General features: G+C 48.1%; 28 protein-coding genes, 6 pseudogenes and 1 other annotated feature. Of the genes and pseudogenes, 6 read left to right on the plus strand and 28 right to left on the minus strand.

Going from position 1 to position 26,372, the window contains the following annotated elements; genetic code table 11:
- Positions 1-264 precede the first annotated feature (264 nt).
- Positions 265-1,467 carry a tyrosine-type recombinase/integrase gene (locus ACSOSI_RS16460; protein WP_455871716.1) on the plus strand — a complete coding sequence of 401 codons (1,203 nt, stop codon included), beginning with the start codon at positions 265-267 and terminating at the stop codon, positions 1,465-1,467.
- Between the two features lie 2 nt (positions 1,468-1,469).
- Here the strand turns inward: ACSOSI_RS16460 and ACSOSI_RS16465 are convergent, their stop codons facing one another.
- Positions 1,470-2,222: a hypothetical protein gene (locus ACSOSI_RS16465; RefSeq protein WP_455871717.1), complete on the minus strand. Its 753-nt coding sequence runs from the start codon at positions 2,220-2,222 to the stop codon at positions 1,470-1,472.
- 117 nt (positions 2,223-2,339) lie between these two features.
- On the opposite strand from ACSOSI_RS16465, the gene ACSOSI_RS16470 reads away from it, so the two are divergent.
- Entirely contained in the window at positions 2,340-2,552 is a 213-nt protein-coding gene (locus tag ACSOSI_RS16470) for an AlpA family transcriptional regulator (RefSeq protein WP_126481791.1), read from the plus strand.
- Positions 2,553-2,883: 331 nt separating this feature from the next.
- Positions 2,884-3,255 (plus strand): annotated as a pseudogene (gene tnpA, locus ACSOSI_RS16475) (IS66-like element accessory protein TnpA); the annotation flags it as partial.
- 2 nt (positions 3,256-3,257) lie between these two features.
- Here the strand turns inward: tnpA and ACSOSI_RS16480 are convergent.
- From ACSOSI_RS16480 to ACSOSI_RS16535, 12 genes and pseudogenes are all read right to left on the minus strand, one after another.
- Positions 3,258-3,573 (minus strand): annotated as a pseudogene (locus ACSOSI_RS16480) (IS110 family transposase); the annotation flags it as partial.
- A gap of 87 nt (positions 3,574-3,660) precedes the next feature.
- Complete coding sequence (locus ACSOSI_RS16485; RefSeq protein ID WP_476705803.1) at positions 3,661-3,927, minus strand: PAAR domain-containing protein; 267 nt, start codon at positions 3,925-3,927, stop codon at positions 3,661-3,663.
- Positions 3,928-4,329: 402 nt separating this feature from the next.
- Entirely contained in the window at positions 4,330-4,920 is a 591-nt protein-coding gene (locus tag ACSOSI_RS16490) for a hypothetical protein (RefSeq protein ID WP_476705804.1), read from the minus strand.
- A gap of 38 nt (positions 4,921-4,958) precedes the next feature.
- A complete protein-coding gene (locus ACSOSI_RS16495; RefSeq protein WP_476705805.1) occupies positions 4,959-5,729 on the minus strand; it encodes a hypothetical protein in 771 nt (256 codons plus the stop codon).
- Positions 5,716-6,840 (minus strand): lipase family protein, encoded by a 1,125-nt coding sequence (locus tag ACSOSI_RS16500; protein ID WP_455871721.1) that lies wholly within the window; start codon positions 6,838-6,840, stop codon positions 5,716-5,718. The genes ACSOSI_RS16495 and ACSOSI_RS16500 overlap by 14 nt, the downstream gene beginning before the upstream one ends.
- Positions 6,827-7,186, minus strand: a pseudogene (locus ACSOSI_RS16505) (hypothetical protein); the annotation flags it as partial. The pseudogene ACSOSI_RS16505 and the gene ACSOSI_RS16500, both read right to left, overlap by 14 nt.
- Before the next feature lie 26 nt (positions 7,187-7,212).
- A pseudogene (locus ACSOSI_RS16510) lies at positions 7,213-7,491 on the minus strand (IS3 family transposase); the annotation flags it as partial.
- Positions 7,349-7,465: a sequence feature (AL1L pseudoknot), on the minus strand. It overlaps the preceding pseudogene by 117 nt.
- Positions 7,488-7,655, minus strand: a pseudogene (locus tag ACSOSI_RS16515) (tryptophan 2,3-dioxygenase family protein); the annotation flags it as partial. The pseudogenes ACSOSI_RS16510 and ACSOSI_RS16515, both read right to left, overlap by 4 nt.
- 219 nt (positions 7,656-7,874) lie before the next feature.
- Positions 7,875-9,707, minus strand: a complete 1,833-nt coding sequence (locus ACSOSI_RS16520; protein WP_261142590.1) for a hypothetical protein — start codon at positions 9,705-9,707, stop codon at positions 7,875-7,877.
- A gap of 8 nt (positions 9,708-9,715) precedes the next feature.
- Positions 9,716-10,837, minus strand: a complete 1,122-nt coding sequence (locus ACSOSI_RS16525) for a hypothetical protein (protein WP_112350384.1) — start codon at positions 10,835-10,837, stop codon at positions 9,716-9,718.
- Between the two features lie 121 nt (positions 10,838-10,958).
- Positions 10,959-11,348: a M15 family metallopeptidase gene (locus ACSOSI_RS16530; protein WP_112350383.1), complete on the minus strand. Its 390-nt coding sequence runs from the start codon at positions 11,346-11,348 to the stop codon at positions 10,959-10,961.
- A complete protein-coding gene (locus tag ACSOSI_RS16535; RefSeq protein WP_181575071.1) occupies positions 11,348-11,656 on the minus strand; it encodes a phage holin family protein in 309 nt (102 codons plus the stop codon). Before ACSOSI_RS16535 ends, ACSOSI_RS16530 begins: the two co-directional genes overlap by 1 nt.
- A 265-nt stretch (positions 11,657-11,921) precedes the next feature.
- Here ACSOSI_RS16535 and ACSOSI_RS16540 point away from each other — a divergent pair, with 265 nt between their 5' ends.
- Positions 11,922-12,680 (plus strand): LysR family transcriptional regulator, encoded by a 759-nt coding sequence (locus ACSOSI_RS16540; protein WP_181575070.1) that lies wholly within the window; start codon positions 11,922-11,924, stop codon positions 12,678-12,680.
- A gap of 46 nt (positions 12,681-12,726) precedes the next feature.
- On the opposite strand, the gene ACSOSI_RS16545 is transcribed toward ACSOSI_RS16540, so the two are convergent.
- The 15 genes and pseudogenes from ACSOSI_RS16545 to ACSOSI_RS16615 all read right to left on the minus strand — a co-directional run bounded on the left by ACSOSI_RS16545 (position 12,727) and on the right by ACSOSI_RS16615 (position 25,264).
- Positions 12,727-13,200: a lysozyme gene (locus ACSOSI_RS16545; protein ID WP_261142589.1), complete on the minus strand. Its 474-nt coding sequence runs from the start codon at positions 13,198-13,200 to the stop codon at positions 12,727-12,729.
- A gap of 258 nt (positions 13,201-13,458) precedes the next feature.
- Positions 13,459-14,712, minus strand: a complete 1,254-nt coding sequence (locus tag ACSOSI_RS16550; RefSeq protein WP_261142588.1) for an FKBP-type peptidyl-prolyl cis-trans isomerase N-terminal domain-containing protein — start codon at positions 14,710-14,712, stop codon at positions 13,459-13,461.
- On the minus strand, positions 14,709-15,125 hold the full coding sequence (locus tag ACSOSI_RS16555; protein WP_476705806.1) for a hypothetical protein: 417 nt from the start codon (positions 15,123-15,125) through the stop codon (positions 14,709-14,711). Before ACSOSI_RS16555 ends, ACSOSI_RS16550 begins: the two co-directional genes overlap by 4 nt.
- Before the next feature lie 4 nt (positions 15,126-15,129).
- A complete protein-coding gene (locus ACSOSI_RS16560; RefSeq protein ID WP_112350377.1) occupies positions 15,130-15,726 on the minus strand; it encodes a helix-turn-helix transcriptional regulator in 597 nt (198 codons plus the stop codon).
- 93 nt (positions 15,727-15,819) lie between these two features.
- A complete protein-coding gene (locus ACSOSI_RS16565) occupies positions 15,820-17,544 on the minus strand; it encodes a PglL family O-oligosaccharyltransferase (protein ID WP_261142587.1) in 1,725 nt (574 codons plus the stop codon).
- Positions 17,545-17,567: 23 nt separating this feature from the next.
- Complete coding sequence (locus ACSOSI_RS16570; protein WP_258528383.1) at positions 17,568-17,960, minus strand: MrpH family fimbial adhesin; 393 nt, start codon at positions 17,958-17,960, stop codon at positions 17,568-17,570.
- A gap of 18 nt (positions 17,961-17,978) precedes the next feature.
- Positions 17,979-18,458: pseudogene (locus ACSOSI_RS16575) on the minus strand (MrpH family fimbial adhesin); the annotation flags it as partial.
- Between the two features lie 18 nt (positions 18,459-18,476).
- Complete coding sequence (locus ACSOSI_RS16580) at positions 18,477-19,025, minus strand: fimbrial protein (protein ID WP_112350374.1); 549 nt, start codon at positions 19,023-19,025, stop codon at positions 18,477-18,479.
- 9 nt (positions 19,026-19,034) lie between these two features.
- Positions 19,035-19,538 (minus strand): fimbrial protein, encoded by a 504-nt coding sequence (locus ACSOSI_RS16585; RefSeq protein ID WP_261142586.1) that lies wholly within the window; start codon positions 19,536-19,538, stop codon positions 19,035-19,037.
- Complete coding sequence (locus tag ACSOSI_RS16590) at positions 19,535-20,017, minus strand: fimbrial protein (RefSeq protein WP_261142585.1); 483 nt, start codon at positions 20,015-20,017, stop codon at positions 19,535-19,537. Before ACSOSI_RS16590 ends, ACSOSI_RS16585 begins: the two co-directional genes overlap by 4 nt.
- Before the next feature lie 21 nt (positions 20,018-20,038).
- On the minus strand, positions 20,039-20,587 hold the full coding sequence (locus tag ACSOSI_RS16595) for a fimbrial protein (protein WP_262209606.1): 549 nt from the start codon (positions 20,585-20,587) through the stop codon (positions 20,039-20,041).
- 122 nt (positions 20,588-20,709) lie between these two features.
- Entirely contained in the window at positions 20,710-21,471 is a 762-nt protein-coding gene (locus ACSOSI_RS16600; RefSeq protein ID WP_476705807.1) for a fimbria/pilus periplasmic chaperone, read from the minus strand.
- A 34-nt stretch (positions 21,472-21,505) separates the two neighbouring features.
- Positions 21,506-24,049: an outer membrane usher protein gene (locus tag ACSOSI_RS16605; protein WP_112350370.1), complete on the minus strand. Its 2,544-nt coding sequence runs from the start codon at positions 24,047-24,049 to the stop codon at positions 21,506-21,508.
- A 57-nt stretch (positions 24,050-24,106) separates the two neighbouring features.
- Positions 24,107-24,652: a fimbrial protein gene (locus tag ACSOSI_RS16610; RefSeq protein ID WP_258528380.1), complete on the minus strand. Its 546-nt coding sequence runs from the start codon at positions 24,650-24,652 to the stop codon at positions 24,107-24,109.
- A gap of 87 nt (positions 24,653-24,739) precedes the next feature.
- Positions 24,740-25,264 (minus strand): fimbrial protein, encoded by a 525-nt coding sequence (locus tag ACSOSI_RS16615; protein ID WP_112350368.1) that lies wholly within the window; start codon positions 25,262-25,264, stop codon positions 24,740-24,742.
- A 575-nt stretch (positions 25,265-25,839) separates the two neighbouring features.
- Here ACSOSI_RS16615 and ACSOSI_RS16620 point away from each other — a divergent pair.
- Together ACSOSI_RS16620 and ACSOSI_RS16625 are read left to right on the plus strand one after the other, a co-directional pair.
- A complete protein-coding gene (locus tag ACSOSI_RS16620; RefSeq protein ID WP_112350367.1) occupies positions 25,840-26,043 on the plus strand; it encodes a hypothetical protein in 204 nt (67 codons plus the stop codon).
- 7 nt (positions 26,044-26,050) lie between these two features.
- The gene (locus ACSOSI_RS16625; RefSeq protein ID WP_112350366.1) at positions 26,051-26,323 is read left to right on the plus strand and encodes a hypothetical protein; all 273 of its coding nucleotides are present in this window, start codon (positions 26,051-26,053) and stop codon (positions 26,321-26,323) included.
- Positions 26,324-26,372 lie beyond the last annotated feature (49 nt).

The raw sequence follows: 26,372 nt of genomic DNA on the forward strand, positions 1-26,372 counted from the left end.
TTACTGGTAGCAGTGGAATTCGGTGATGCTGTGAAGGGCTATCTGTGACGGGGATCGTTGAAAGAATTTTATCTAAGTGATTGAATAATGGCGGAGAGAGGGGCCGCCTATTTCAAATCTAACTGAAGCCAATACATGTTAATATTTACATATTTATCAAATAACTATGATAAATTCCGTCCAATGCAGCATAACCGAATATCAAGTAAACCTGACATTCATGGCATACTGGATGGCATACTGAAAATGTAGGTCAATCATCTTATGGCAATTCTTACAGATACAAAAGCCCGGCACATTAAGCCCGGAGATCTCCCTTTACCTCATGGTGGAATTACAGGGTTGACTCTCCATTCATCTCCAACAAAAGGTCTGGGTAAGTGGGTTTTTCGTTACACCAGCCCAATTACTGGCAAGAGACGTAATGCTGGCTTGGGGTCTTATCCTGATATTGGGATAGCCCAAGCGGGCAAGCTTGCACTTCCAATGCGAGAACAAATAGCTAATGGGATAGACCCGTTAGATGCCCGAAAAGTAGAGTCGGAAAAAGAGGCTATTCCAACGTTCGAAAAGGCTGCACGAAAAGTTCATGCGGAATTACTGCCGGGCTGGAAAAATGAAAAACATGGGAAACAATGGATTTCCACTCTGGAGCGATACATTTTCCCACAAGCAGGAAAACTCACTCTCGATAACATGACGCCGTCTATTATCGCAGAGATGCTTCGCCCGATCTGGCTTTCACACCCTGAAACAGCCAGTCGAGTAAAGCAACGTATTCATACCGTTATGCAGTGGGCATGGGCTCATGGCTATTGTACTGCAAACCCAGTCGATGTAGTTGGACACCTGCTCCCTCAGCAGGTGAGCGCGAATATACGTGTCGAGCACCAACCAGCAATGCCATGGCGGGAAATTCCCTCATTCATCGCAACAAACGTATACGACGAAGAACGCTATAACGTCACCCGAGCATTGCTATTGTTCGTTGTTCTGACGGCTTGTCGCTCCGGGGAAGCAAGGGCTATGCGCTGGTCTGAGATCGATTGTGAAAACAAAATTTGGACTGTGCCCGAGAACAGAATGAAATCTGGCGTTATTCACCGGGTTCCCCTGTCTGAAGAAGCCGTCGTGGTTCTTGACCGAATAAAGGGACTTCACGACGAACTGGTCTTCCCATCACCAAGGAAGCAAACCATTCTTTCCGATACAGTACTGACTATGTTTTTACGTAAGAAAAACGCTATCAGTGACACTCCAGGGCGGTGTGCAGTTGCTCATGGTTTTCGCTCAAGCTTCAGAGACTGGTGCAGTGAAAATGGATATCCCCGAGATCTTGCAGAACGAGCACTGGCTCATACTGTACAGAATAAAGTAGAGGCGGCCTACCACCGTACCGATCTGCTGGAGCAGCGTCGACCAATGATGCAGGCATGGGCTGATTATGTATATTCAGCCGTGAAATAAACCTACTCTGCGCCTTTCGGGGCGCTTTTCTTTTTTTGCTTAACTACTGCCGCAAAAGCGGCTTTTACATCCACATCATCTCTGGACCAGTCACTGACCAGACGAGGGATTCGGGAACATAGTTCGGCCTGATCATTTCCCGTATTCTGCTCTCCTGAGGAACCAGGGAAACCATGCTGTTCGATAAACACACGTATATCGACATTAATTGCATCCATAGCCGCATTTTTGCTTTTCCAGCCCCCCTCCGGCTGCTTGCCAAGTAGCAAGCGAATAATTTCAGCCTTAAGTGGGGTAAAGAGTGCTGCTTTTGCTTTACCACCATGCGAGGCCTGTTCTTTTTTTGCCGTCTCGGTCTGTTGCCATAGTTCATGTTCAACCATGCCACGGCACATATCAAGAAGTTCAATTGATTTCAGTAATAACCTGAACCCATCGCGCCAATCCGACACCAAGAAACGCAGCCCTGCATACCAGTTTATTGCCGCCAGAAAGATCCGCTCATTTACTAACTCCTGTATAGTATCAGCCTCTGCAAGTAGCATCAGATCCTGCTTCTGCTCAAAGTCCCGACGCTTCGAGGCACTTTGCACAACACCATCCACTATTTCGCCAATATTGAAATCGTCCCCATTCAACCAAACAATATTGATTTCCCAGCTAACCACATGTAGAGCGAACGCCAGCCGACCTTTCTTATTGTTGAATGACTCTTTTAGCTCATCGACAAAAGAATTAAGATTAAAATCATCCATAAATCAATAACCTGAGACCTGTAAAAAATGAAGTAACGCAGCCGTATTCAATGTTGCGGCACAACAGAATATCTTTCCTCTCATCCAAAGCAAACCAGATTGAGAGAAAATTCAACAATGACATCACCAACGGTAAAAATCCTGCGTATGCCCGCGGTTGCGGCCAAAACAGGCATCGCCCGTTCCACCATATACGACTGGCTTAACCCGAAGTCTGGGCGCTACGATGCGACGTTTCCAAAGCAGCGGCGATTAGGGCAACAGTCTGTTGGCTGGCTGGAAGCAGAAATCGACCAGTGGCTTCTGGCACGTAACGTTCCTAAAGCATAAAGATAATCTCAGCCGGAAGTTAATCTTCCGGCAAGACATAGACTGGCCCCATAAATCTCCAGACAGTTGGTGTCACTTAAATTAGTGATAGTCTTAAGACTCGTCGTTGGTAAGCGTCAAACTACCGCCGCCTGTGATTCTGGTCCCGGGATCGCTAGCTTAGAGCTCCGTCTAAATAGAAGGAGCTCTGTTCATGGAAAATGCTGCCAACTGGCGAACTGAATCGCGCACCGTCTATTCCAATGACTTGTAAGCGCACCATCTGCGACGTCTTGTGAAAGTTGTCCTGTCTGACAACAATCGCGCCCATCTATATTGATGGACACGAACGATGAATACCCGGACAAATAAAGATATTACCTGTTATCGCTCTTATCTTCTTGATGCCCTGCGGTTCAGATTTGAAGACAAACTAACCATTCGAGTCATTGCTCAGCGACGGGGTCTCAGCCATTCAACAGTACATACTCTCTTCCAGAAATTTATTGCATCCGGGATCTCCTGGCCGTTACCTGACTCACTCTCGTTCGCCCAGCTTGATGCAATCCTGTATGCCAACAGAAAAAATGAAACCACGCAATCTGATAGCAACGAAGAAAAATGGCGAAAAGATCGGCGAACCAGCTACAGCCGTGAATTTAAAGTCAGCCTGGTTAAACAGGCACCACAACCCAACGCTGTTGTTGCCCGGATCGCCAGAGAACAAATTCGGTCGGTTTTTGCCAGGTAACCCATAGCTCGGGCAAAGTCTATAGCCTGCCTAGGATTTATCACTGTAACGTCACTGAAGCGTGCAGACCACCGCGGCCTCAAGCCCACCAGTGACCTCCATCAGGACCAGTGACACCGAGTGCTTGCTCAGTTCGGCAACAATGGCATCAAAACCGTCAGCGTCATTGCTGGCTGTAAACGGTTTAATATCACTGTTGGCGGCAGTATCCAGCGTAGCCTTCGAAACATCGATACCCACACAAAGTGGACTTGGCTGGAGGATGAACAACAACACACCGATAATCGCCATCAGGGCACCAGTCAGCAACCACTTCATCATGGAAGGTGCCGACGACAGTGCCGGAATTAATGCTTTAGTTCTTTTCCAACCCATTAATTATCCTATTGCGCATTCCGGCGCGCTGGAGATAACTTGACAACCGCACAAACATTCACAACCATCAACCACAATGGCTTTGCCATCGGATGACCATTCCAATGAACCTTCAACAATCGGATTGGTGCCATGTCCCTCAACTGGGCAGCTCACCATGTCGCCAACTAAAGCGGCTTTCTTACCATTTACAATCACGCTGGAGGATGCCGAAATTACAGCGCCGTCATGTGTTGTCTTATCACCAAGCAATACAAAACCTTTGGACATTTTTATTACCCTTACTCAACAAATTTTAAATCTCACCTAAAAACTTGAAGGAATTAATTGACGCATTACCAAAATCAAGATGTGAAAAGCAGTTAAATTTATCAGGAAATAGAAAAAACCAAGTAGTCTGCTCAAAGCGAACGGGGCAAGTCGTTCCAATAGTTCAATGACATTAGCCAACCCCAACGCATTTATCCGTAACACAGGTAAAAATGGCATCTACTTCATCAAAAGCAATTTTTCATAATCGGGAATGGTGCCTGAAACCTCATCCTTGCTACCATCAGGATAGGTTGCAGTTGTCTTTCCCGGTGGAGATAAAGGGCTTTCAAGAACAACAAGTTTATTCGCATGCAAAGAAGGTTCTATGATTATTTTTTTGTATTATAAACTCTATAGTGCCTACTCCATTTTTTTATTCTTCACATTCCCGCCAAACAGTTCCACATCCCTTTCATTAGACAAGTGATTTATATAAACCATAGGAAAGAAATCGGTTTTGATATTAAGATCACCGTGCACATCTTTCTTTCGTCCTGGTAACCCTCCTCCACTATAAAACTCATCATCAAAAGCAAATACATAGCTTGTAGACGTTATGTCCTTCCCTTTCGTCAGAGATGTGTTATCTGTAAGCCGGAGATCAACCCTAACAGTACTGAGTTTCCATTCGCACTTACCCCCACCATCAAGAGCAATGCGGCTTTGCCAGATATCACTTCCTCCCTGCAGTATCATCCTGGTTCGCTGGGGATTCTTACCTCTGTCCATACTGATATGGGATTCCGTTTTTTCATCGTAGACTTTCCGCTGACATTTGTCCGAACGGTACAGAACATCCATAGGGGTTACTTCCGTCTGTGGCGGAAGTTTCACAGCCAAGGTTACCCACTCGGTACTGGCGGGTGGATTCAGCGTATAATCTGGACGGCTGGCGCAGCCGCTCAGAGGAAGGAGCAGTACCAACAGGCTAACAGTATTAGATAATTTCAAATTCGCCCTCCGTGACATGAGTGAAGAAATTTTTGCATTTACTTCATCAAAAGCAATTTTTCATAATCGGGATAAACATGCTCAATTTTTTCTTGGCTACCATCAGGGTAGGTCGCAATAATATCTCCAGGCAGTGATACCGGAGGCGTAAGCACCACCTCTTTAGCAAAATGAACCTTAGGCTCAAGCACTATATTCTTTGTATTGTAAACCCTGTAGTGTCTACTCAACTTCTTTTTATCCGTATTTCCACCAAATAAATTAAGTGTAACTTCACCATCACGGTGGTGAATAATCATAGGAAATAATTCTGTCTTTAAATTTAAGTCGCCATGAATATCTTTTTTTCTGCCAGAGCCTTCCCCTCCACCATACGCTCCATCATCAAAGTTAAATACATAACTCGTTGGGATAATTTTTTTCCCTACCGCTAGCGGAATAGCGCTGATTGGTTGGATATCAACACGTATAGCACTGAGTTTCCATTCGCACTTACCGCCACCATCAAGAGCAATGCGGCTTTGCCAGATATCACTTCCTCCCTGCAGTATCATCCTGGTTCGCTGGGGATTAAATCCTCTCTCTTTACGGATATGTGACTCAGTCGTACTGTCATAATCCTCACGCTGACACTTTACCGAACGGTACAAAACCCCCATGGGGGGAATCTCTGTTTGTGGTGGCAGTTTCACTGTCACTGTAACCCACTCGGTACTGGCGGGTGGATTCAGAGTATAATCTGGACGGCTGGCGCAGCCGCTCAGGGGGAGTAACAGTACTAACAAGTTAAGAACATTAAATGATTTCAACTTCTTCCCTCGTAATAGATTTAAACCGAATAAGTGCGCTTTCACCACCAGGCAGCATATTGGTAATTTCCAAAGAACTACCCAGCATTTCCTGTAGGGCAAAGAACATCCGGTTCCGCGTTAACTCCTCCACAGGGCTTTTATCAGCATACTGTGTCATCTGCTGCTTAAACATCTCCCGTTTCTTCTTTCGCTGCAATGTCAACTCCGGCCAGGCGGACTCCAGTAACTGATTATTAAGAAACGGCAGATATTCGTTTGCCATCGAATGGCGCATGGGATTTGTCATATGGTCAAAATTGGGATTAGTATTTCGGGGAAAAACACGTTGAATATCCTCTTTCGGGTATTCGCGAATAAATGCCTCCTGGGCTTCTTTCGCCTCTTCATTTTCAGTTTCTGATAGAGAGGGAACCAGGAACAGCTTGGCTTTTCGTGGCAAGCTATAACTGAGACGGCGGCAGGTACTCGGATTCATCATTACCCTACACTCTTCATACGAATTGGTTTGGGTCGCCCGGAAAAACACCACCGGTTTCCCATGGTGCCAATAATGTTCCCCAACATAAGCGCCGAGCATTTGTGCGGGTAGGTCTGCCAGCAATGTCCAGAAAAAGCCCAGGGTAGAACCAAGATAACCGAATTTACCATATAGCCAGTTATCCAGATGAGCATCAAACGGTACGCTGGTGATAGTGTCGGTGTCGTTAACATGACGGTAGTGGGTGACCTGATACAGATTGCCCACTGCATCAGCAGTAAAGGTACGCGGCATGCCATAGGTATAAAGTGTTGGCTGATAACTTTTCATCTCAGCTGCATAAGTTAGTCCCAGAGCCCCCCCTAGACTGTGGCCACAAATAAAGAGTCTTTTACCGTGATCCAAAGCTGTTTTAATATAATCAAATTGCCCACTAAAGCGCTCTTTTGCCAATCGATATGCAGCCAGGAATCCACCGTGGATACATCCGGCACTTGCCAGCTCAGACGGGCATGGCTGCGGAGAAAAAGACGCGTCGGTTAGTTCATTCAACTGAAAAGTAGCTTTGCACACCGACGCATCCCCGGCCAACAGAAACTCAACTGTCACCAACGGATTAAAAATGAGCATTCCGCAACCCGGGTAGCTCCCATCGCGCCGGAGGACTTATCCCCCACCACCTCAGTAGTTCGAAACCCAGTCCGTCCGTACATCTGCCGCATCAGCATCTTCAGGCGATTTACATGTCCTCGAAAACACCGTTACTCCATCTGCTACTCATGGCTTCACATATTGCGGCTGCATCTAACCCCATCTCGGTTGCAACACTCTAAAGCACAACGGAGCCACTTTCGCTGAGACTGGCGAACTGCCTGCTGAGTTGGAACTTGTTTTTGGTTTTCAGGATCCGGTAGAAGTCCAGCACCAGTTGCTGCGCTATTTTCAACTGCGATTCTTTTTCACACATCAGCCCGATGACCCCTTCCCACTACAACTGCATCAGACCTTGCGAACGCCATAGACGCTGTAGTTTTCATCGCGCTCACTGTATCGCCTGCTTCAGGTGGTCATCATTCTGGTCACGCTGACCGCACTTGTACGGACACTGACGGTGTTCCTGATGCTTGTAGTATTTCGACGGGGCGATATCCAACTAATGGCGTACCGGTCCAAGCCCATCTTCACCACGCAGGATGTCCAACAGTGGTATTATTTTTTCCAGAGGCGGTCGAACTCCACCTTCGCAAAATATGCGGAAGTCTGGCACAAAATATCATTAGTTCAGAGGTCTGGTGCTGCACCACAAACAGCATCTCATCATGATGCTGCGGGTTGGACAACGGATGTTGGCAGTCCAGCAGTTGATCCAGGCACAGATAGTCGCCGTAGCTCATGCGTTTGGAAAAATCGGTGACAATCGCGCTTTCTAATTCCCGTTTGTTCATCTGTTCTCTCCGCTGCGCTCACGACCGGAAACGGCGTGTAGTGTGCTGCAAACAGAAAACATAGTACGCAACCCCCAGCCCTGAAGGACTATCAACCAGAGTTGCCACGCAGATCTCAGTCATGTGGATCATGTAGCCTGGCGTCGTCGGCAACAAAAAGGCCGGTGGGTGATAACACCAACCGGCCCAAACTATCATCCTGCTATATCAGCGCAAAAATTAACCGCGCGCTTTGACTGAGGACAGAATACCCGCAGCCTTCAGGGCAACATTATTGAATTTGTTTGCCTGGAACAGCAACGCAGTCTGGTTGTCGCTGGCAACCAGTTTTGGATACATATTGCCGCCACCCGTTTCGTTAATGCGCTCCTCACCGCCAATGGCAAAGAAGTTCGCGTCGAATCGGTTGAAATAGGCACCCATCGTGCTCGAAGTCCATGCTACATGGAATTCATACGGTTCTTTTTGAGTTAACGCCTTGTAAATATAAGGGAATGACGGTGAACCGGAAGATACGCTATTAAGCTTATTAGCCGCATAAGTTTCACCGACTTTAGCAAACACCCGAATGTTAGTGCCATAAATGTCCTGGCCCAGGACATAAACCAGCATGATACTGTTAATGGTTGCATCAAGCACGGCGTGGAATTTACCCATACCAGCCTGAGAGTATTGCGTCATCGGCACAACAGGTGGCGTGCCACCGGCCGGTTTGCCGATACTCAGGAATTTCACTTCCCCCACTTTTTCCAGATAAGCGATAACCACTTTCTCGCCATGATTCATAAGAACAATATTTTCGGTTACCGCCGTGCCTAATTCGACATTCGCACCGTTATAGCCAGTGTGGATCTTGGTAGAAATATCAAAGTCATAGCTTTCTTTTACCAGCGTGTTCGGATTTAGGTACGCACCCTGGATCTTTTTCTCGCTCGTCGATACCCAGGTTGCCAGCAGTAGCTTGCTTACCGGATTATAAATGATCCGCGGGCAGGTATAGTCACCATTACCACCGCTGATTTCAATATCCTGGAACTGAGTTGAGGTAATCCCACCCGGGCCGGCAGTGAACTTACGCGCATAGATTTTAAATTTGCTGCTGGCATTACCCGCCCAAACGGCGACAAAATCATCAGTATCATCAATACAGGTGACATTGGCATCCTTGTTCATACGCGCCTGAAGGGTACAAATGGACACCGGCGGAACTAACGCCCCAGTTGCCGTTTGCATACGCGTCATCAAAGTCTCGTTATTTGTCGCGTTAACGGGCGCTAAATAGGTGGCTAACAGATGGCCTGTCTTCTTGGTGATTTGTAAATCACGGATTGAGTCTTTCTTGCTATCATCCCAAAAAATATTAAAGCCATTCTGCCATTTGGTATTCATACATACTCCATTTAATGTTTTATCTAAATCAATTTTTACGGACCACTCCGGGGTACAAGGGAGGGTTCCACCTATATATTTACCCAAAACTGAAAAAAACAATTCCTCATTACATTTCCCAAAATTCTTATCTACATCAACTTTACTTTTCCATACCTTCTGTCCTTCATCGTATTCAAAATTTTCAAACTGATAGCTCTTGTCATGTTTCTCATTAACCAACTGCAAAGAAACAAAAGGAGAATAATACTTAACCCATACTTCCACGCTGGCCAAATTACTTCCTGCTTCCTCAATAAAAACGGAATCATGAATTGTTGGCTCAACATCCATAAACTGAATGTTACTATGAAATTTCTCCGCAACTGTACCGTTGGCTAAATTCACCTCAACTCTGAGATTGTAAGATTTAAAACCCTCTTTGTTGATAATAGCGATGAATTCGTCAACATTTTTATCAATGACGATATCAAATAAAGGCTGCAAGGTGCTGGCAACTCCGGTTGTTGCCAGTAACAGTGTCGTATCGCCATAGTAAACTGAGACGCCTTTATTCTTAAGGTCGCTGGGTGAACCTGCTACGATTGTTATTTCCAACCGACGCTTGTCGGGATTATTAATAAAACTAAAGCACTCAGATATTTTTATTTCAGTAATGGCCATATTACACCTCAATCATTGTCAGATTTAACCCTGTCATTTTTATAACCCAGACCAACGAAACGAGGCTCGCTACAGTCAGTCTGATACCCCACAAAATACTCACCATCGATATAAACCATTTGGTGATTACCTGGTTTATTAGCGGAAAAGTAGACTTCCGGTGAAACTGCGTTTATCTGTTCGTTGAATTTTTTAAAATGCAGCATATCCGCACCTTCCCAAGACACGACATAACCGTTTTCAGCTTTATCAACCTGAGGACGATAATAAATTCCCGGACTGCTATTTAAAGGAAGTGCGCTGTAAGCGTCATAGCGTTGCTCATCCACTTTGCCGAAGACCTTATTAGCCACACCATTTACACTCCAATTTTTAGATAATGGATCAAACTGGCAATAACATGTAATCACCAGACTCTTATCTTTATCGTACAAACCGGCGAAGGCTCCAATGTCATCCTCAGTAATGACAAACAACTTAGTGCAGGACAGCCCCAGATTTTTATCAAACTCCAGCTTGAACACCGAGATATTTTCGCGAACATTGCTTAGCTGCAAGAAACAGCCATGGTTATCATCGCTAAATTGTGCGATAGCCCCCGTCATTTGTCCGAGCATCTCATCAAAGTAGCGTAATGACAGAGCCTCATCAATTAACTCGACCGGAGAAAGCTGTTCATAGGTCTCTGCATCCAAAGCGACAACATAGGCGCCATTGGTATTACCATCGACGAAGGAGACAATAATCACACCGTTAACCAATGTACCGCTGGCTTTGATGATAGACATACCGTTGATAAAGTTTAAAGGTGCCGCATCTGCGAGTGTCAATCCCTCGTCATTACTTTTAATCCTTGTGATAAAGACGGCGTCATTATCATTTTCTGTCCGTGAAGTGAAAATGACATGTGCTGTAACCCCATCATAATCTTTAGTAAAGAATGATACTCGAGAATATAAATAACCATCTGGCGCTTTTAATTGCGTCGTACTCCAACCGCCATTATTAAATTTATTGAGGTAAATGTTACTATAAAAATCCACATCTTTTCTATACAGAAAAATTGACTCGCCATTAATTAAAGCCGAATCATGGCTTTTGAAAAAGGTTCTCAATGCGTAGTTATCCATGTTATTAATCCTCTTTTGTTTTGAATGCGTATATATTTAACTTTAAAGACAGCATCGTCAATAAGTTAAAATTTAAGACAGGTTACAAATTGATTAATAATTAAAATATAATTAACAGGAATTAAACGTAACGTTCTCGCGACAATTCAAAATGCACGCCATCTTTAAAACTTTTCCAATCTCCTCCCCAGACAATAGGTATATCGCTCTTCCTGGCAGACTCTTTCATGGCATCGGCAACCATTTGAAAGAACTCCCAGCGATCCCACGGGATCACTTTATTCAGCAGAGGGGCAAGATCGACTGCATGCCCGGTCAAATGTCGGCTATTCAAAGTTTGACTGTGCCCTTCCTGTTTTAGCTGTCGTTGCCTGTCGAGGGTCCTGACGCCTTCTATAACGCTAAAATCCACTTCGGAAAGGGATAACGCCATACGAACTAGCGTGACCAAATCGGGATGTACCCCGTGAAGATTTCTTTCACTTCGGTAACTAAAAGTAAATTTCTGCATCATTTGACTCCATTACGAAAAAATATTCTATTGGCAATCAAATCTATTGCTCCACTGCCCATTGCCCCAAAAGATCCGGCAACGGCACAAGTCATATATATGCTACTGCCTACCTCAAAGCTCAATAACCCCCCTAAAACACCGGTAAAACCCGAGACGACAATCTGAAAAAAAACGCCAACCCACCGCCATTCAGCCTTGTCATTTTTAACATCCATGATATATCTAACCAATCCTCCCCATGCAGAGACCAAGCCAATGAGCGTCCATGTTATTAACTGGGTATCTTCAGGAACTTTAAAGTACAACCTACCCTCCAAATTTATTTAAAACCCCAAGTTAATATAATTGAAAGAGGAGTAAGCCTATCGTCAATAGTACCTAATGTAAAATAAGAAATCCTTAATGCATGTTAAGTAATAAACAATTTTAAAATCATGTAAAAACTGAAATAATTAATAAAAATTATAATAAAAAACCTCTATTTCCAGGGATATAAAAACCAATCATCAATAAGGAAATATGATGTTCACATCAAGAGAACTTAATACGTTCATTAGCGTCGCCGAGAAAATGTCGATAAAACTGGCTGCGGAAGATTTAAATATAACTTCACCCGCAGTCTGTTCCATGATAAAGAAGCTTGAACGAAGGATCGATAACAAGCTTTTTATTTTTGAAAACAATAAGATGATTCTAACGCAATACGGAAAGAGAATTTACTCATTAACAGAGGGCCATTTCCACACATTGAAATCCCTCGAAGATAAAATGAAAAACAACAAAGAGATAATAAAAATATTTATCAGTTCAGAATATTTGTTTTTATCGCCTTTTATCACTAACCAATTTAAAAAGAAATCAATTGAGATAATTCTAACCAGCGTTGCCGATGAGTCCACTGACATAATAATCGACGATACACATAACGGGAGCATAGAGCATTGCGAATACCACAGCATGGTATCCGAACTGTTCTTTTATCTTATTTACGATAAAAACAATACCTGCAAAGACGTTTTTATTCATAGTGAATATGCGCATTTGATAAACAAATTCATTCTGGAAAAAACAATAGACAAACTTAAATCTGAGGTGGGTATAGGAGGGAAACTCACTCTTTCATCAAATATTACATCCATGATCGAGATGGTGATATGTACCTTAGGTTATGCAATACTCCCACATACCTGTTCAGTGCTGAAGTGCATGTTTAACTCTACGTTTGAGCTGATAACAAAGAAAATTGATGTTAACATTCCATTATATATCTACACACACAAGAGAATTGACACGGAAATGATTAAACGCATTTTCGATGACAAAAATTAAAAAAAAACATCACGCCTCCGGGAGAAGGAGGCGTGAGCTTTCAAGATTATAATGGATAAACTCCGTACAAGAAAATTTCTTTTTCTTCCTCTCGCAATCGTAACCTTTCCTTACTGCTGTTCACCCCCCAGTATGAAAAATATTCGCTCACGTCATCAAGCTTTGCATCATTAATGAGTGTCAACATGGGCGATGTATTACCTGACTTCCATATTTCTACCCCACTTCTTTTACCAAAGACTCCGGGACCAACATCATAGAACAATGATAGCACCGCATCAAATTGATACTGGGCCAACGGAGTCATAATAATTTCATTCAACCTTTGCTCACACTCCATAATGTCGGACTGTAATAAACTCAACGCAGTCAACTCAGAGATGGTTCTTCCTGGTCCGACATTTTTATTATAACCATAACCCACAGCCCACTCACCCTCGTCATTTACATAGGATGACAGGCAACATCTTCTGCTTTTTTTTATGAAATTAAATCCATTTTCTGATAGAACCTGATACATTATCCACCTCTGAAAGTCCATTTTACAATTAGATTAACAAGATAGTTTTATCAGGCCCTATTCTCAATTTAATTTTAGTTAACCATGAGTAAGGATTGAAATGAATGGACTTTATTTTCTAAATAAAACCAAGGTAATTCTAATCAGTTTTTTAAATAAATCATTGCTAGTTATTAACAATACGCTCTGCATAGCCATATTTGATGGTATTAACATTGAAACTACTGCCATTAGTTCATTTTTCCAAATATCACATCCCTAAGGCCCCCTTGTGTCCGCCACCCGCAACTCATACACCATGGTCGCGTTTGGCGGAACCTTTGGCGGAAAACCAGCGTCACCGTAGGCTAACGCCGGTGGAACGACAACAGTCAATTCACCGTGGTTTTTTACATACCCAATGGCCTCACGGAATAGTGGCGGATACTCTTGGAGTGGCTGAGACAGGACTTTGCCGTTAAGACCCATATCCTGAATCACCTGACCATCTGTCAACATCTCTCTCACCACTACGTCTACCCGCGCATCGGCGGGGATATCTCCTGCACCGATATAGTCCACCCGATACCAAAATCCTGCCGGAGATTGCCTCACACCTTTACTTTGGGTAAACGCCTCCAGATACGTCCGATCCCGCTGACTTTGTTTTTGCATCGTCTGTTGTCGCGCCAATGTCACCCTGGCTTCCGAGTCGGCCAACGCCTTGGCCAATACGTCAGTGGTCAACTGATACTGGCCGGCAAAAGCGTCTATAACGCCTGCCAGCAGAGGTTGGCGCTCGGTATCAACGCCCCATCCTTTACGTTCATCCAGCATCTGCAGAATATCGCGCCCCAGTGCGCCACCCGCAGCATACGATTGCTGCCCGGTAGCCGTTTTCAGCGCCTGCGGCAACACCATCAATTTGGCCCGCTCACGCAGCGCCTCCGCATCCTGCCGCAGCTGCTGTTCTATGCCGGCTTGCTTTACCTGTGCGGTTTCAGCTTTACTGACCCGAGCCAGCAACGCCTGCTGCTGCACTTGTAGATCGGTAACCCTGATTTTTAACGCGTGAACCTGCGCCAGGTTCATAGCCGCCGACTGTTTCTCCCGGGCCGTTTCTTCGTTTGCCTGCCGCATCAGCTCCGCCATCCGCCGCTCATCCGGCGAAAGGTTGATTGCATGTCGCAACCCGCCGATCAACTTCAGCAGTCCAGACAGTGCCGCAGGTTTTACCCCCGGCACCTGCGTAACGGACTGTGCTTCACGTAATGCCGCTAATGCGTTCTCCAACTCATGGATCTTTTGTTGTTGGCGTTCTATCTGCATCGTGGAGGGCAGCGTTTTACTGGCAGTGCCGGTTTTTATTTTCAACGCGCGCATTTCTTTTTCAACCACCACGGGCGGCGATAGCGAATGTTGATTGTTGTACTGCTCCGCAAATTGCAACAGAGCAGGCACGCCCTCCTCTGCATTCAGGGAGCTTGAGACCAACAGTAGCGCTATCACCCCTTTTCGTTCAGGCAGTTTCATTTAAGGCGCTCTCCGCGATCCGCCAGTCCTGTCATCACCGCCTGATTTACGTCGGCACACAGACGGTTCACTTTGTAGCGATACACTGCATCCACCGTTTCCTGAGTATCGCGCTTCACTTGGGTACGCAATCCTGCGTATTGAGCGGCGCCGCTCATCAGGCGCTCAAATTCCTGTTTATATTTTCTGTAACCTATGGCGTCTATGCCATGCAGCGCATCCAACTCTTTTTGGCACTGTTGCAAACGCTCCGCTTCCTGTTGGGCCTGGGATAATTCAACAGCGGTCTCGGGGGCATTTTTTGCCGTCTGGGACGACCGCCGCCTCTGCTCGCAACCGTTCAGTACCAACGTTGCTATCAAAAGTGGCAAAACTAACGCGCCACGCCGCCACAGCGGTTTGTTCATATCCATTTTCTTACCTCTTCACAGTTTTCAAGCCACCCAACCGCAGCCAATGGTATAAATCAGCATTACGCTTAAACCCCAGCTTTCTCATCGCAGCCTGTTTGTGATTACTGACTGTTTTCACGCTGAGAGATAAATAACGGGCAATAGCCGTTGGTGGCATTTCCCAGGCCAGATAGCGCATTACATCCCGCTCCCGTGGGGTAATCGGCTGCAGCTCACACCAGGGGCAATGACTGGTAACGATGCCAGACCCTCTAGCTATCAGGACATCCTCAACCCGTACCAGGATGTTCTCGATCCGTTCATCACGGATAATCACCCCGGACTCTCTGCTACAGCGCGGTCTATTCCGCCAACGGGTATCTCCCCGCGCCCTCAATGAAAAATTAAGCTGCCCGCAGCCTGCTTCATTGCGCAGGCAGAAACGCGCCTGCCAGTCCCGCTCTACGGCCTTGAACACCATATCTGCATGGCATGCCGCCGTATCATCTAACACCTTCACCTGAAGCCCCTTCTGTTCCAGGTGAGGCACTATCAGCTGTTGCAGACCTTCGATAAAAAATTTATCGTTATCAATAAACACCAGAGAAATTACCTTTCCCATTTCTCACTCCTTAGAAATAAACGTCGTCCATGCCCCGCCATGGTAATAATTAACTTACCGGAGATATTTAATATAAAATCAAGGGGTAGGAAATTACTTATTCCGTACGGAAAATCGTGCATCGTCAGGAAAAAATAGCTCGCCTTGTTGTCGATAATGCTCTGCCAATTTAATATCCCCGCGAGATCGAAGTATGACGATTAAGTTGGAATAAACATTTTTATCAATACGCCGCTCCAGATAATCTTTTGCCCAAAAAACATATCCCTCTAACAGGGCAACATTCTGCGTGCGATTGAAGGACAACAAAGAACGTGTTTGATGATCGAACTCACGACGTTCACGATGCGCCAATGTCATTAAGGGTGACATGGTATCCACCGCTTCCATCGTCTTCATTCCCGAGCGTTCGGCATAGGTCAACAACAAACCGCCCTGAAAAGCCGCCAGCATCATCACTGCACAGGATAACGCCAACAGACGCACGGTATTGCTGAAAACCACGCCAATTGGTACGGGCGGCGTCCAACACCAACGCACCCCGCCACTCAGGCGATCAGCCGTTGCCAGCAGCAGCAAAAAGGCTAACCAGTGCACCGCCGACAGATAAAAAGGGTACTCGAGTTGCGTGTGAATCAGCATAGGTAACAACACCAGACATATCGCCGTGCCCTCTCCGGCAGTCCGCTTACCCAATGCAAATGCTTCACGGTCATGCCTTATTACCTGCACCAGCAGACGTCCGCCGCCAGCCAGTATGATGGCTATGCCCGCCAGTGCCACAACGCCACCTTCAGCCCACCAAAGCAAGATTTCATTGTGTGGATGGCGTGCAATTTCCGTCACCGTCGTCGGCGGGACCTGGGCAATTCTGAAATGCTGGAAATGATATTCGAATCCGCCATAGCCCCATCCCAGCAAGGGTTTGTCGGCGATCATCGCCAGTGTGTCATGTAACATGCTCAAGCGTGCCAGTGTCGATCCCTGGTGGTTGATGTAACTCAACGCAGTGCCATCTCCTGGGGTCCACAGCATGACGCCAATACCCAGCAGAACGCCGGCCAGCACCAGAGCGCCCAGAGTCAGGCAGCGTCGTGGCATGCGGTGGCCAAACAAACAAAGGAACAAGATGAGGGTGGCCCCCGCACCCAGCCAGGCGGCCCGCGATTGTACCCACACCAGCAAAGCGGAAAGTATCACCACGCCAACGGCCAACAGTGCGGTGCGGTAAGGCTCATAACGGTGCCAGACGTAGCCCGGTACCAGAAACAGCATGAGCAGCAACGCCACTCCGGTTGCGATAAAACTCCCCAGCACATTTGGCTGTAGGAAGCTGCCGTACACACGCCCACCGCGAACCGGTGCCCAGCTTAATGCTGGGGCAAAGATTTGCAGCAGCGCGATCAACGCCTGTACACCGATCAACAGCAGAACGGCATACAATATCCGGCGGCGTTGTTGAAAGCGCAGGCTCAATTGCAGCCAGGAGAAGTAAAAAACCGCCCCTGCCAGCAGGGCTACCGCCCTCCATAATGCCACCACCTTCATACCTGCGTCGGCATACAGCAGCGGAATATTCAATACCAGTCCGCCAATAATAAAATAGATCAATGGCTCCGTAATATTTATTCGCTCTCGTGTTGGTAGCCAAATAAAAAAAACCATTACGGCGGCACTACAATATATCAATGCATTGAACGGCAGATTGAGTCCACTGCCTCCCATACTGGGAAAATAAATCCACAGTGGTACGCCAATGGCAATCACCATAAAAAATAAGCGCCAGCGCACGAAGAAAACAAAAATATTTTCTCTCACCAAATTATGCTCACTGTATATGATTAAGGGATGACCAAGATGGCTACCGTCTGCCCGGAGTAATCACCGGCCTTTACTGTCGTACCGGTCACACCCAGCGTAGAGGTAATATTTAAGATCACCCCGGTTGGGTCCACATTATTGAATGGATAGCCCTGATCGTTTACCGCACCATTGACGCTCAGCGTACTGTAAATTCCCGAGTTTGCGCCCAGATCCAGGCGGCCATGACTGCCGGTGCGGATGTGCATAACGATATTCATTTTTTTCGAACAGACAATGCGCAGGCTCCCCCGCGCCGTATTACCTGCCAACTCGGACTCCTGCAACACACCGTGCTGCAAATCGAGCCGCTGCTCCTCAATGCCGCATACCCCGATCGGCGGCGGTGCTACGCCACATATGCTACCAGGCATTATCCTGGAATCATTGCTTCTGACCGAACTCGGCGAGTGAATGTTGTAAAACAGCCCAACGCACTCCTGTATCCTCGCTTCCCCCACATGGCTGGTACCCCCCACCTGCGGCAACGGGTAAATACTCTGGTAATATCGGCTGAGCTCGCCCATCGTCTTCAATTTGACAATTTCCGGATGTGGGCCCGACCCAATAGTAGCTGGGTTATCTACGTCTGACGTCCCACCGCCTTCGTTCGGGGTATGCCGGTGGTTAATCCCCACCGCGCACATACGCTGGCCAAAGCATGGATTTGGCATTGTGTCTTCCCTATCCCAACTGTCGATGACAAACTTATACTTGGCACTTGTGGGTATACCGGTGCTTTCAGTGATATATGAATATATTTGGGCACAAGCCAGCCCCGGAGCCATGCCAAGCAGTAACAACATCCATTTCAAGTAAACAGGCTGCATTGCGTCATATCCTTTTCCGTGTTGTCGGTTTGCCAATGCCATAAAGGCCCGACAGGTCCATCATTCATATTCCAGATTAAAGGTTGCGATGGCGTGGAAAGCCCCGCGGCCAAGGGTTTTATCGGCGAGAGCATCAGGCTCTCCCTGAATATAGGCCTGCAACCGAATCACGGTGTTGCCGTCCTGAAGTGGATATTTGCCGCTGGCCACATTCAACGGCAAAGGCTCGCCCTGAACGGTTTCCATACCGATGGCGATCCCGCTAGCCTGGCTCCCGGCAGTCAGCGCCAACAACCCCGGTAGCGCAACGCTTTCCGTACCGCTGAAGGTCACCTTCAGGCTCTTGCCCAGACTGAGATCACAATCCGTCAATTGCAGTTGGAACGGAGCCCCCTGCGTGCGGGTGTTCAGGTACAGATACTTGTCAACCAGGGTCCCGAAATCCACCATGATGCTTTCATTTTCCGGCAACAGGGTACAAGGCTCCGCCACCAAATTACCGCGGTACTCGACGCTGAGCTGCGGCGGTGAAGCAGCCAGCGCGTCGTTCAAGAACAGCCCTAGTGGCAAGCCCACCAATAACCTGCACCACGTTTTGTTTATCTTCATCCTTATCTCCTACGGATATTCCAGCTGAAAAGTCGCCGCTGCGCTAAAGGGACCTTCCCGCAAGTTCGCACCGGCTTTTTTGACCGGCGCAGCGATAAGCTGTGTTGATCCCAGATAGGAGGGTATAGTCAGCGTGCTGCCCAATTTAAATGGCGTCACCACCCCGTCTTTTTGGTGTTGCAACCCAATGCCGAAGTCTGCAAGGTTGCTCTGTACCGCCGTAGGGTCAAATGCCGTTGCGATCCCCAAATATCGCAGCAGCTTATCCGTACTGGTGCCTTCGCATTCATAGGTCAGGATGAAGGACCGCTTATAGTTTTCGCCATTCACTTTATTGACCCCGACCTGACCAAAATCGATCTCGATCCCTTCTTCACCGTCGACAGTGATGGTACAGGGGGGGGTATCCAGTAAGGTTCCGCGAAAACTCATATTCTCGGCCGCCGTCGTCGATGCACCAATCAGCGCCATGACCAACGCCCCGGCGACTCTCAACCTGTAGTTGATGTTCATTGATAGTCCACCATCAACGTTGCCATAGCGGAAAAATCACCGCCGCTCAGCACCGCACCGGCTCGCTTTACCGGTACGGCTTGCAGGGTGGGCGTTTTCGGATAAGTGAAATCAATCCACTCATTCACCGCCAATGCATTGTTGTTGGCCTTGAATGCAATGCCCAAATCTGTCTCACTGGTCTGTAACGCTCCGGGTGGAAACGTCGTCGAAAGGCCCTGAATTTTAAGCTTCATCGCCGCATTGCTGCCCTTGCACTCCAGTTCGAACTTCACGTCCTGGATATAATTGTTGCCGCCGATTCGCGGTACGATCACTTCCCCAAAATTCACCTCAATCATCTGTCCGCCGTGGATCACGCAAGGTGAAACTACGACGCTGACTCCCACGCTGATAAGGCTATTCGCCTGCGCCGGTACCGCTGTCAAAATAAACACCCCAAACCCAGCTAGCCAAACTGACGCCCGGCGTTGTTTCATTATGTACGCCATGTCGCCACCTCAGTCATAACTCAGCCGAAAGTCCAGCGTCGCCCGGTAAGCGCCAGCCACTAACGGTGCGGCTGTCCGCTCTGGCGTGACGGTATAGGTCAGCGCATTCTGCCCCGGCATCAGTAATAGCGGCTCACCACGGCTACCGAGGCGAACATCGCGCCCACGAAAGTCCTGCACGCGAAGCCCAAGCCCGGATACGCCCTGCGCCTTCACCAGTTGCGGGTTGTCCAGATCCGACGGTGCGCTAAAGCCTACCGTCACCGCTGGCTGGTTATGCGCCCAACTGACCGCACCGGTGCGGTCATCTCGCTGACGGGTCGAAGAGCGCAGACAGTCACGTAACCTCAGTTCAACCGCCTGCGGCCGGCCGCGATCGCCGGTCTGCTGCAAACGGCCGGTACCGGTGTCCTCCAGCCAGATATCCTGCCGCGCACTGGTCATCTCCAGTCGACAAGCACTTTCCGTCAGCGCGCCATACACCAGCAATACGCCATGGGCACCTTCCACTTGGTCGTTATCCGCCACCATCGCCGTTGCCACCAGGCTCATCGGCATCATTAGCACTACTCCCCCCATAAGGGCGCAATAGCGCCATTCGCGACGATACCGGAGAGGGGCTTTTTTTTGCTTTTGTTGCATCAGAGTGACTCCCATCAGTCAGGTCGGTGAACCCAGGGTTATGAAATCTTTTTCTTTTCCGGAACCACTTTGCAACTGCCGCCGTTGCAGTTGAAGGTCAACTGTGGGCGGCCGCCGTAATCGTTGATGTAGGTCAGCACCGGGCTGCTGCCCAGGCTGGCCGCACTGACGGCCAGCGTCGCCTGCCCCTTTGGCACGATCATAAAAGGTTCAAACCCTTTCACGCCCTCGGTATCCTTTTGGCTGCCGGCATCGATCAGGGTGATGTAGTACGGCGTGGGGTTATTGACCAGATAACGGTCCCCCTGACGTGTCAACGTCAGTTGCTCCTGCCAAGGGGTCGCCATATCCGTCCGACTCGGCATAATCGCCGCCGGACGGTAAAACAGCTTGATACGAGTTTGCAGCGCGATCTGCAGCGTATTCGGTTTCTCGCTTCTCGGTGGGATCTCACGCAGATTAAAGTAGAACAGCGTCTCGCGATCCTGCGGCAGCAGTTTGGCCGCCGGTAACGCCTGTACCTTTATCTGACTGGGTTTACCCGGTTCGATACGCTGCACCGGTGGCAACACCACCAGCGGGCTCTGAATTTTGTTGCCCTGAGCGTCTTCCAGCCAGCCCTGCGCTAAATACGGCAACTGTTTGTTCTGGTTACTGAGGTTCAGGCTGACCGCATTCTGGCTACCGTCAAAAATGACCCGGGTACGATCCAGGGCTATCGCCGCCAAAGTCTGTTGCGACAGTGTTGTGCCCAGCAGGGCAACCGCTATCACCGTTGTTTTTATTGGGGGGTTTTTCATGTTGTGATTACTCCAAAAATTCGGGGCGGCAGATTTATTCAACGGCCGTTGCCCGGGTTACGGTCGTTAGCGGATGGCAAGGCAGTAGCAGCGTGTTCATCAGCATATTGGCCGGCAACAAGGACGGCAGTTGCACCTCACACTGCGCGGCACCATTCCAGTGGACCGTCATGGTTTCGCCGGGGTTGATACCGCTCAGATAGACGCTACCACCGTCGTTAACGATGCCGGTCTCCTGCTGGCGGTGGTTCAACACCGTCGCGCCAAATGGCGGTGCGCTGCCATCCGCCAGTTTGACGATCGCCATCGCCTTTTCACCGGCGATAACGTCAAATTTACGGTAGCCAATCGCCCCTTCGGTGAGGGTAGCCTGCACCACCGAACGCGTTGCCTCAGCGTTGTCACCCAGCTTGTTCAGATCGATACTGGCTTTGTTGCGGTAGTAGCTGTTAACGTCCGATACCACCGCTTTGCCAAATACGTTGGTGTCGATAGTGCTGCCGTAGCCGCGCACCGGTACGTCCGCCACACCGTTGGTATCCAGCAGTAAACGGGTACCGCCCATGATGCCGGCGCGGTGTAGCGCACCGCCTTCCGGCGTTAACGTCACGCCCCCCTGTGCAGACAGGCCCACAGCGCTGTAACGCCCTTCCTGGTAACTGGCATTGGCACTCAGACGAGCCGTGTCGCCATCATGGTTGTAATAACCACTCAGGTTAGCGCCACTGCGCGCTCTGCCGGCACTCAATTGGTAGTTATTGTGCTCATCGACCCGGTTGTAGTAACCCACCCGATGGGTGTTGTCATTACGGTTTACCGTGGTGTTATAACTCAGCGTCGTCCCATTACCCCAAGGCATCGACAGTGACAGGTACATGCCGTCGTCATGAGTTTCGTTATAACGATTGCGATAGGCCGACAGCGAAATGCTCAGATTTTTAAAACGACCGATATCGAAGTAGCGCGACATCGTCAGGTTATAACGATCGTTGGCCGGGCGATCCCAATAGGTCTGGTGGCTGTAATTGAGATAGCTGCTTAACCCCAAATCACGGAATTGTTTGTTAAAAATGATGCTGTACATTTCTTTGTTATTGCCTACCCGTTGGCCGTCGTAACGCGCATCCAGGTATTCGCCCATACTCATAAAATCCTCTTCGGAGAAGCGATACCCGGCAAAGGTCACCTGGCTGTCCAACTCATCGAAAGTTTTTGAATATCTCACCTGATAGGAGCCACCACTCAGCGTCTCACCCTGTTGCGGCATACGCGCCCGCGATTGTGTGGCGTCAAACGATAATGCGCCGAACATCATCAGATCGCGGCCAACCCCAAGCGACAGCGCGTTATAATCACCGCCCAGTAGTGCACCGCCGTACAGCGACCACCCGTTGCTGACCCCCCATGAAAACTCCCCGGTGCCAAACAGCGGTCCGCGGGCATGGTGTTGCCAATCTGAAGGTTTACCGGCAGCCAGTTTGAAACGCAGCGATCCTGGTCGCGTCAGATAAGGAATGCTGGCGGTATTCATCCTGAATTCCTGTACGCTGCCGTCCTGCTCTTCTACCCGCACATCCAGTTCACCGGAGATGGCATCGTTAATGTCCTGAATCCGGAAGGGCCCTGCGGCCACCTGAGTTTCATACAGCACCCTGCCCTGTTGGCTGACGGTGACCTTGGCATTGGTTCTGGCGACTCCGACCACCTCTGGGGCATAGCCGCGCAGGTTAGGTGGCAGCATGTTGTCGTCCGTCACCAGGCTGGCGCCTGAAAAACGAAAGCTGTCAAAGATGCCAGAATCCAGATAATCCTCACCAAACGTCAGGCGCGAGCGCAGTGCGGGGAGAGCTCGGTAGGCATAATAGCGGCTCCAGTCCAACGTTTTGTCCGTGGGTTGACCAGAACCGGTCTGATGATTGAGCTGGCCCTGCCAGTCCGCACGCAGCCGCCAGGCACCGAGATTGGCGCCTGCGGTGCCGTTACCGCTGACGTTATATCCACGAGTGCCATCCTTTTGTTGCTGCTGGCTCTGGGCATTAACGTTGTAATCGAACAGCAATCCCGGAATGCCTTCATCCCAACGCGACGGTGGGTCCCAGTCTTCCGAACTGTATTCCAGATAAGCCTGCGGTACGCTCAAATAGAGCGCTGACGTCGCCAGGTCGCCCCGTGACTCCATACCCTTCAGGCTGGATACCTCCAGACATTCCCCCTGATGCCACCAGGAGAGGGATGGCATGGCATCCCCCTTCAGACCCAGTTGATCCACCAGTTCTTTTGAGATACAGGCCTGGCTGCCGTCAGGATCATTTTCCGGGGCATAAAAAGGAATTTTTTGTTCCGGTAGTTCATTTTTATTGATATGCACTACCATGCTGTAACTCCCCGGCATGATGTATCCACTGCGGGAGAACTGGCTCAGATCAATATTTTTACGGTCGTTTACATCCAAAATATCGCTATTAAACCGAATGCCTGCCTCGGCATACGCCACCGTAGATGAATGCCCCAGCGCCAGCGTGATACATAACCCCAGTATCTGAAAACGAAATAGCTTCCCAGCAGGTGATAACATCATATCCCTAACCTTCTATGGTATAACCCTGGTCATAAAACCAACCAAAAACTATAGCAATCAGTAATAATCCAACTTAAAACGCACAGACGAAAAATACCTTCCTGCGTGCAAAGGCTTATTATTAGAAACCAGCTTAATGGTGTAATTTAGCAGCATGCGTGTGGTGATAATTTCATTAAAAGGCAAAGGCGAACCTGGTATGGCAACATTGCCTTGGCTATCGATAATTTTTAGCCCAACGCCCTTGGCTTCGCCGCTCACGCCAAATAAATCACCATCGACATCGCCATCGAAAGTAACCTGGAACTGTTTCCAATCGGGTAAATTTGGCGTAGGACGCTCAAGCGTGCAGTTGGTGAGTTCAATGGTGAATGGACGCGTATTTCCCTGTCCATCGCGTGCGATGTTTCCTACCGGTACCGCATCCATATCAATAGTCTGTTCACGGCTCCCCGCAGCAATAGCGCATGCCGTATCGATAATGGCACCTTGCATATTAACCCGCCCTCCGCCTTGCGCCTTGGCGGCGACCTGTGGTACCGCGGAAATAAAGCAGCTTATTAATATGCAGGGAGGCACTAACAGGTGAATAAATAGATTCATTGAATATCCCTGACTCATACTTTTCCATCCCAGGAAATGCATGCGGGAAAACCCGCATGCAATAGACACTTCACCAATGATTAGTGCTTATTGGTAGTCGAGCTTAAAGTCAGCGATAGCAGTGAAATCACCCGGTACTACGGCAGTCGATGCGCCATCACCTTGCAGATAAGCAGCAAATCGCAGGGTATTGTTGCCGTCGTTCAGCGTCTGAGGCGGTGTTGCTGTTTGCAATTTAATCAGATTGCTTGCCAGGTCTGTAATAGCAATGCTGGCACCGCTGGCGGTACCGATAATGCCCAGCAGGTCTGGGTTAGCTGCAGAGCTGTCACCGTCAAAGGTGGTGGTGACGGTTTTTAGCGTGGTGGTATCGCACTGCTCCAGCTTGATATCAAACTGACGTGGCACTGATTTACCGCCATTTTTCAGAGCGACGTTCGAAATCTGACCCATATCCACAGTTTGGTCAACGGACTCTGGGGCAATGGAGCAAGGCGCATCAATAATTGAACCGGTAAAGGTCACTGTACCATGACCCTGATCGGCGGCATGCGCCATAGAAGAAACACCAAAAGCCAGAGTTGCTGCCAGCATGATTTTGTTCAGTTTCATATTTAGCTTATTCCTTTAATATTGTGTTAAAGCGCAGGTATGCTCCCGTTCTTTTAACAACGATTTGTACATTCCGAAATAAATAGGACTAACATTCGTAACCTAATCAAGTTGCAAAGTTAGTTAAAATAGTTAGAAAAATCTCATGACAATACGATTTCATTTAGTTGACAAATGAAACTCATGCCTTCCATGAACAACAGGAAACAAACACGTTTATATCCACAATAGATATTCATGAGAAATCAATAAAATTAAAACCAACCTCATCACATCTACTTGTTTCGGCTAGAGCATTCTTACAAAAACACTCGCAATTTGAAAAGTGATTTAAGTCAAAATAATAAAATTCGAAACATCCCCCCAAAAAGTCTATTACAAATATACTTTTGCGAGACAACAGATCGTAAAAATAATAGCTACAGAACATTATTCCGAATAATTATATTTTCACAATATTAATGATCGCGATTTTGGAATTTGCGCTATAATAATTCGGAATGGAATGGGTATTGTTCCGATCTGGCCTGGTGAGAACCAAAACCGGCGCCGTACCGCAGACAGGGAGATATAATATGAAACGCAGCCACTACTTACAGCAGGCTGAACATCTGGCAACGGAGTTGCACATCCTGAAATTTGAACATAACCGACTGATGCTGCAATATCAGACGGAAGCAGACCTGTGTCGGCAACTCAGAGAAAAACTCGCCGACAGCAGGCCTGGTTCTCTAAAAGTATTTTACCGTTATATCAAATCGCACCTGAAGTTTAAGTGAGGTCGCCATGGTAAAGCACCGGTCAAAACAACAAGAACTGCAAACTCTGCAACAACATTTATTAAAAACGCTGGATATGCTCAGCCCACCCGCCTGCGGAACGCAACTGCCGCCCCCTGCCGAATGGCCCAGTACTCGTCAACTGGCTGAACCTAATGATATTAATATTTATAAAGCACGAGTATTGCTGTTGAATCTGGTACAGAGCGGAAAAATTCAGGTCACCGATGGCACAATCAATAAATCGCTGCGCTGGTATCCCTCAAGTAAACCGCTTTAAACGCTTTTATTTCTGCGTCAACACCACTTTAACCCACCGTGCCGGAGCT

The sequence above is a fragment of the Serratia sp. AR11 genome, assembly GCF_056376275.1.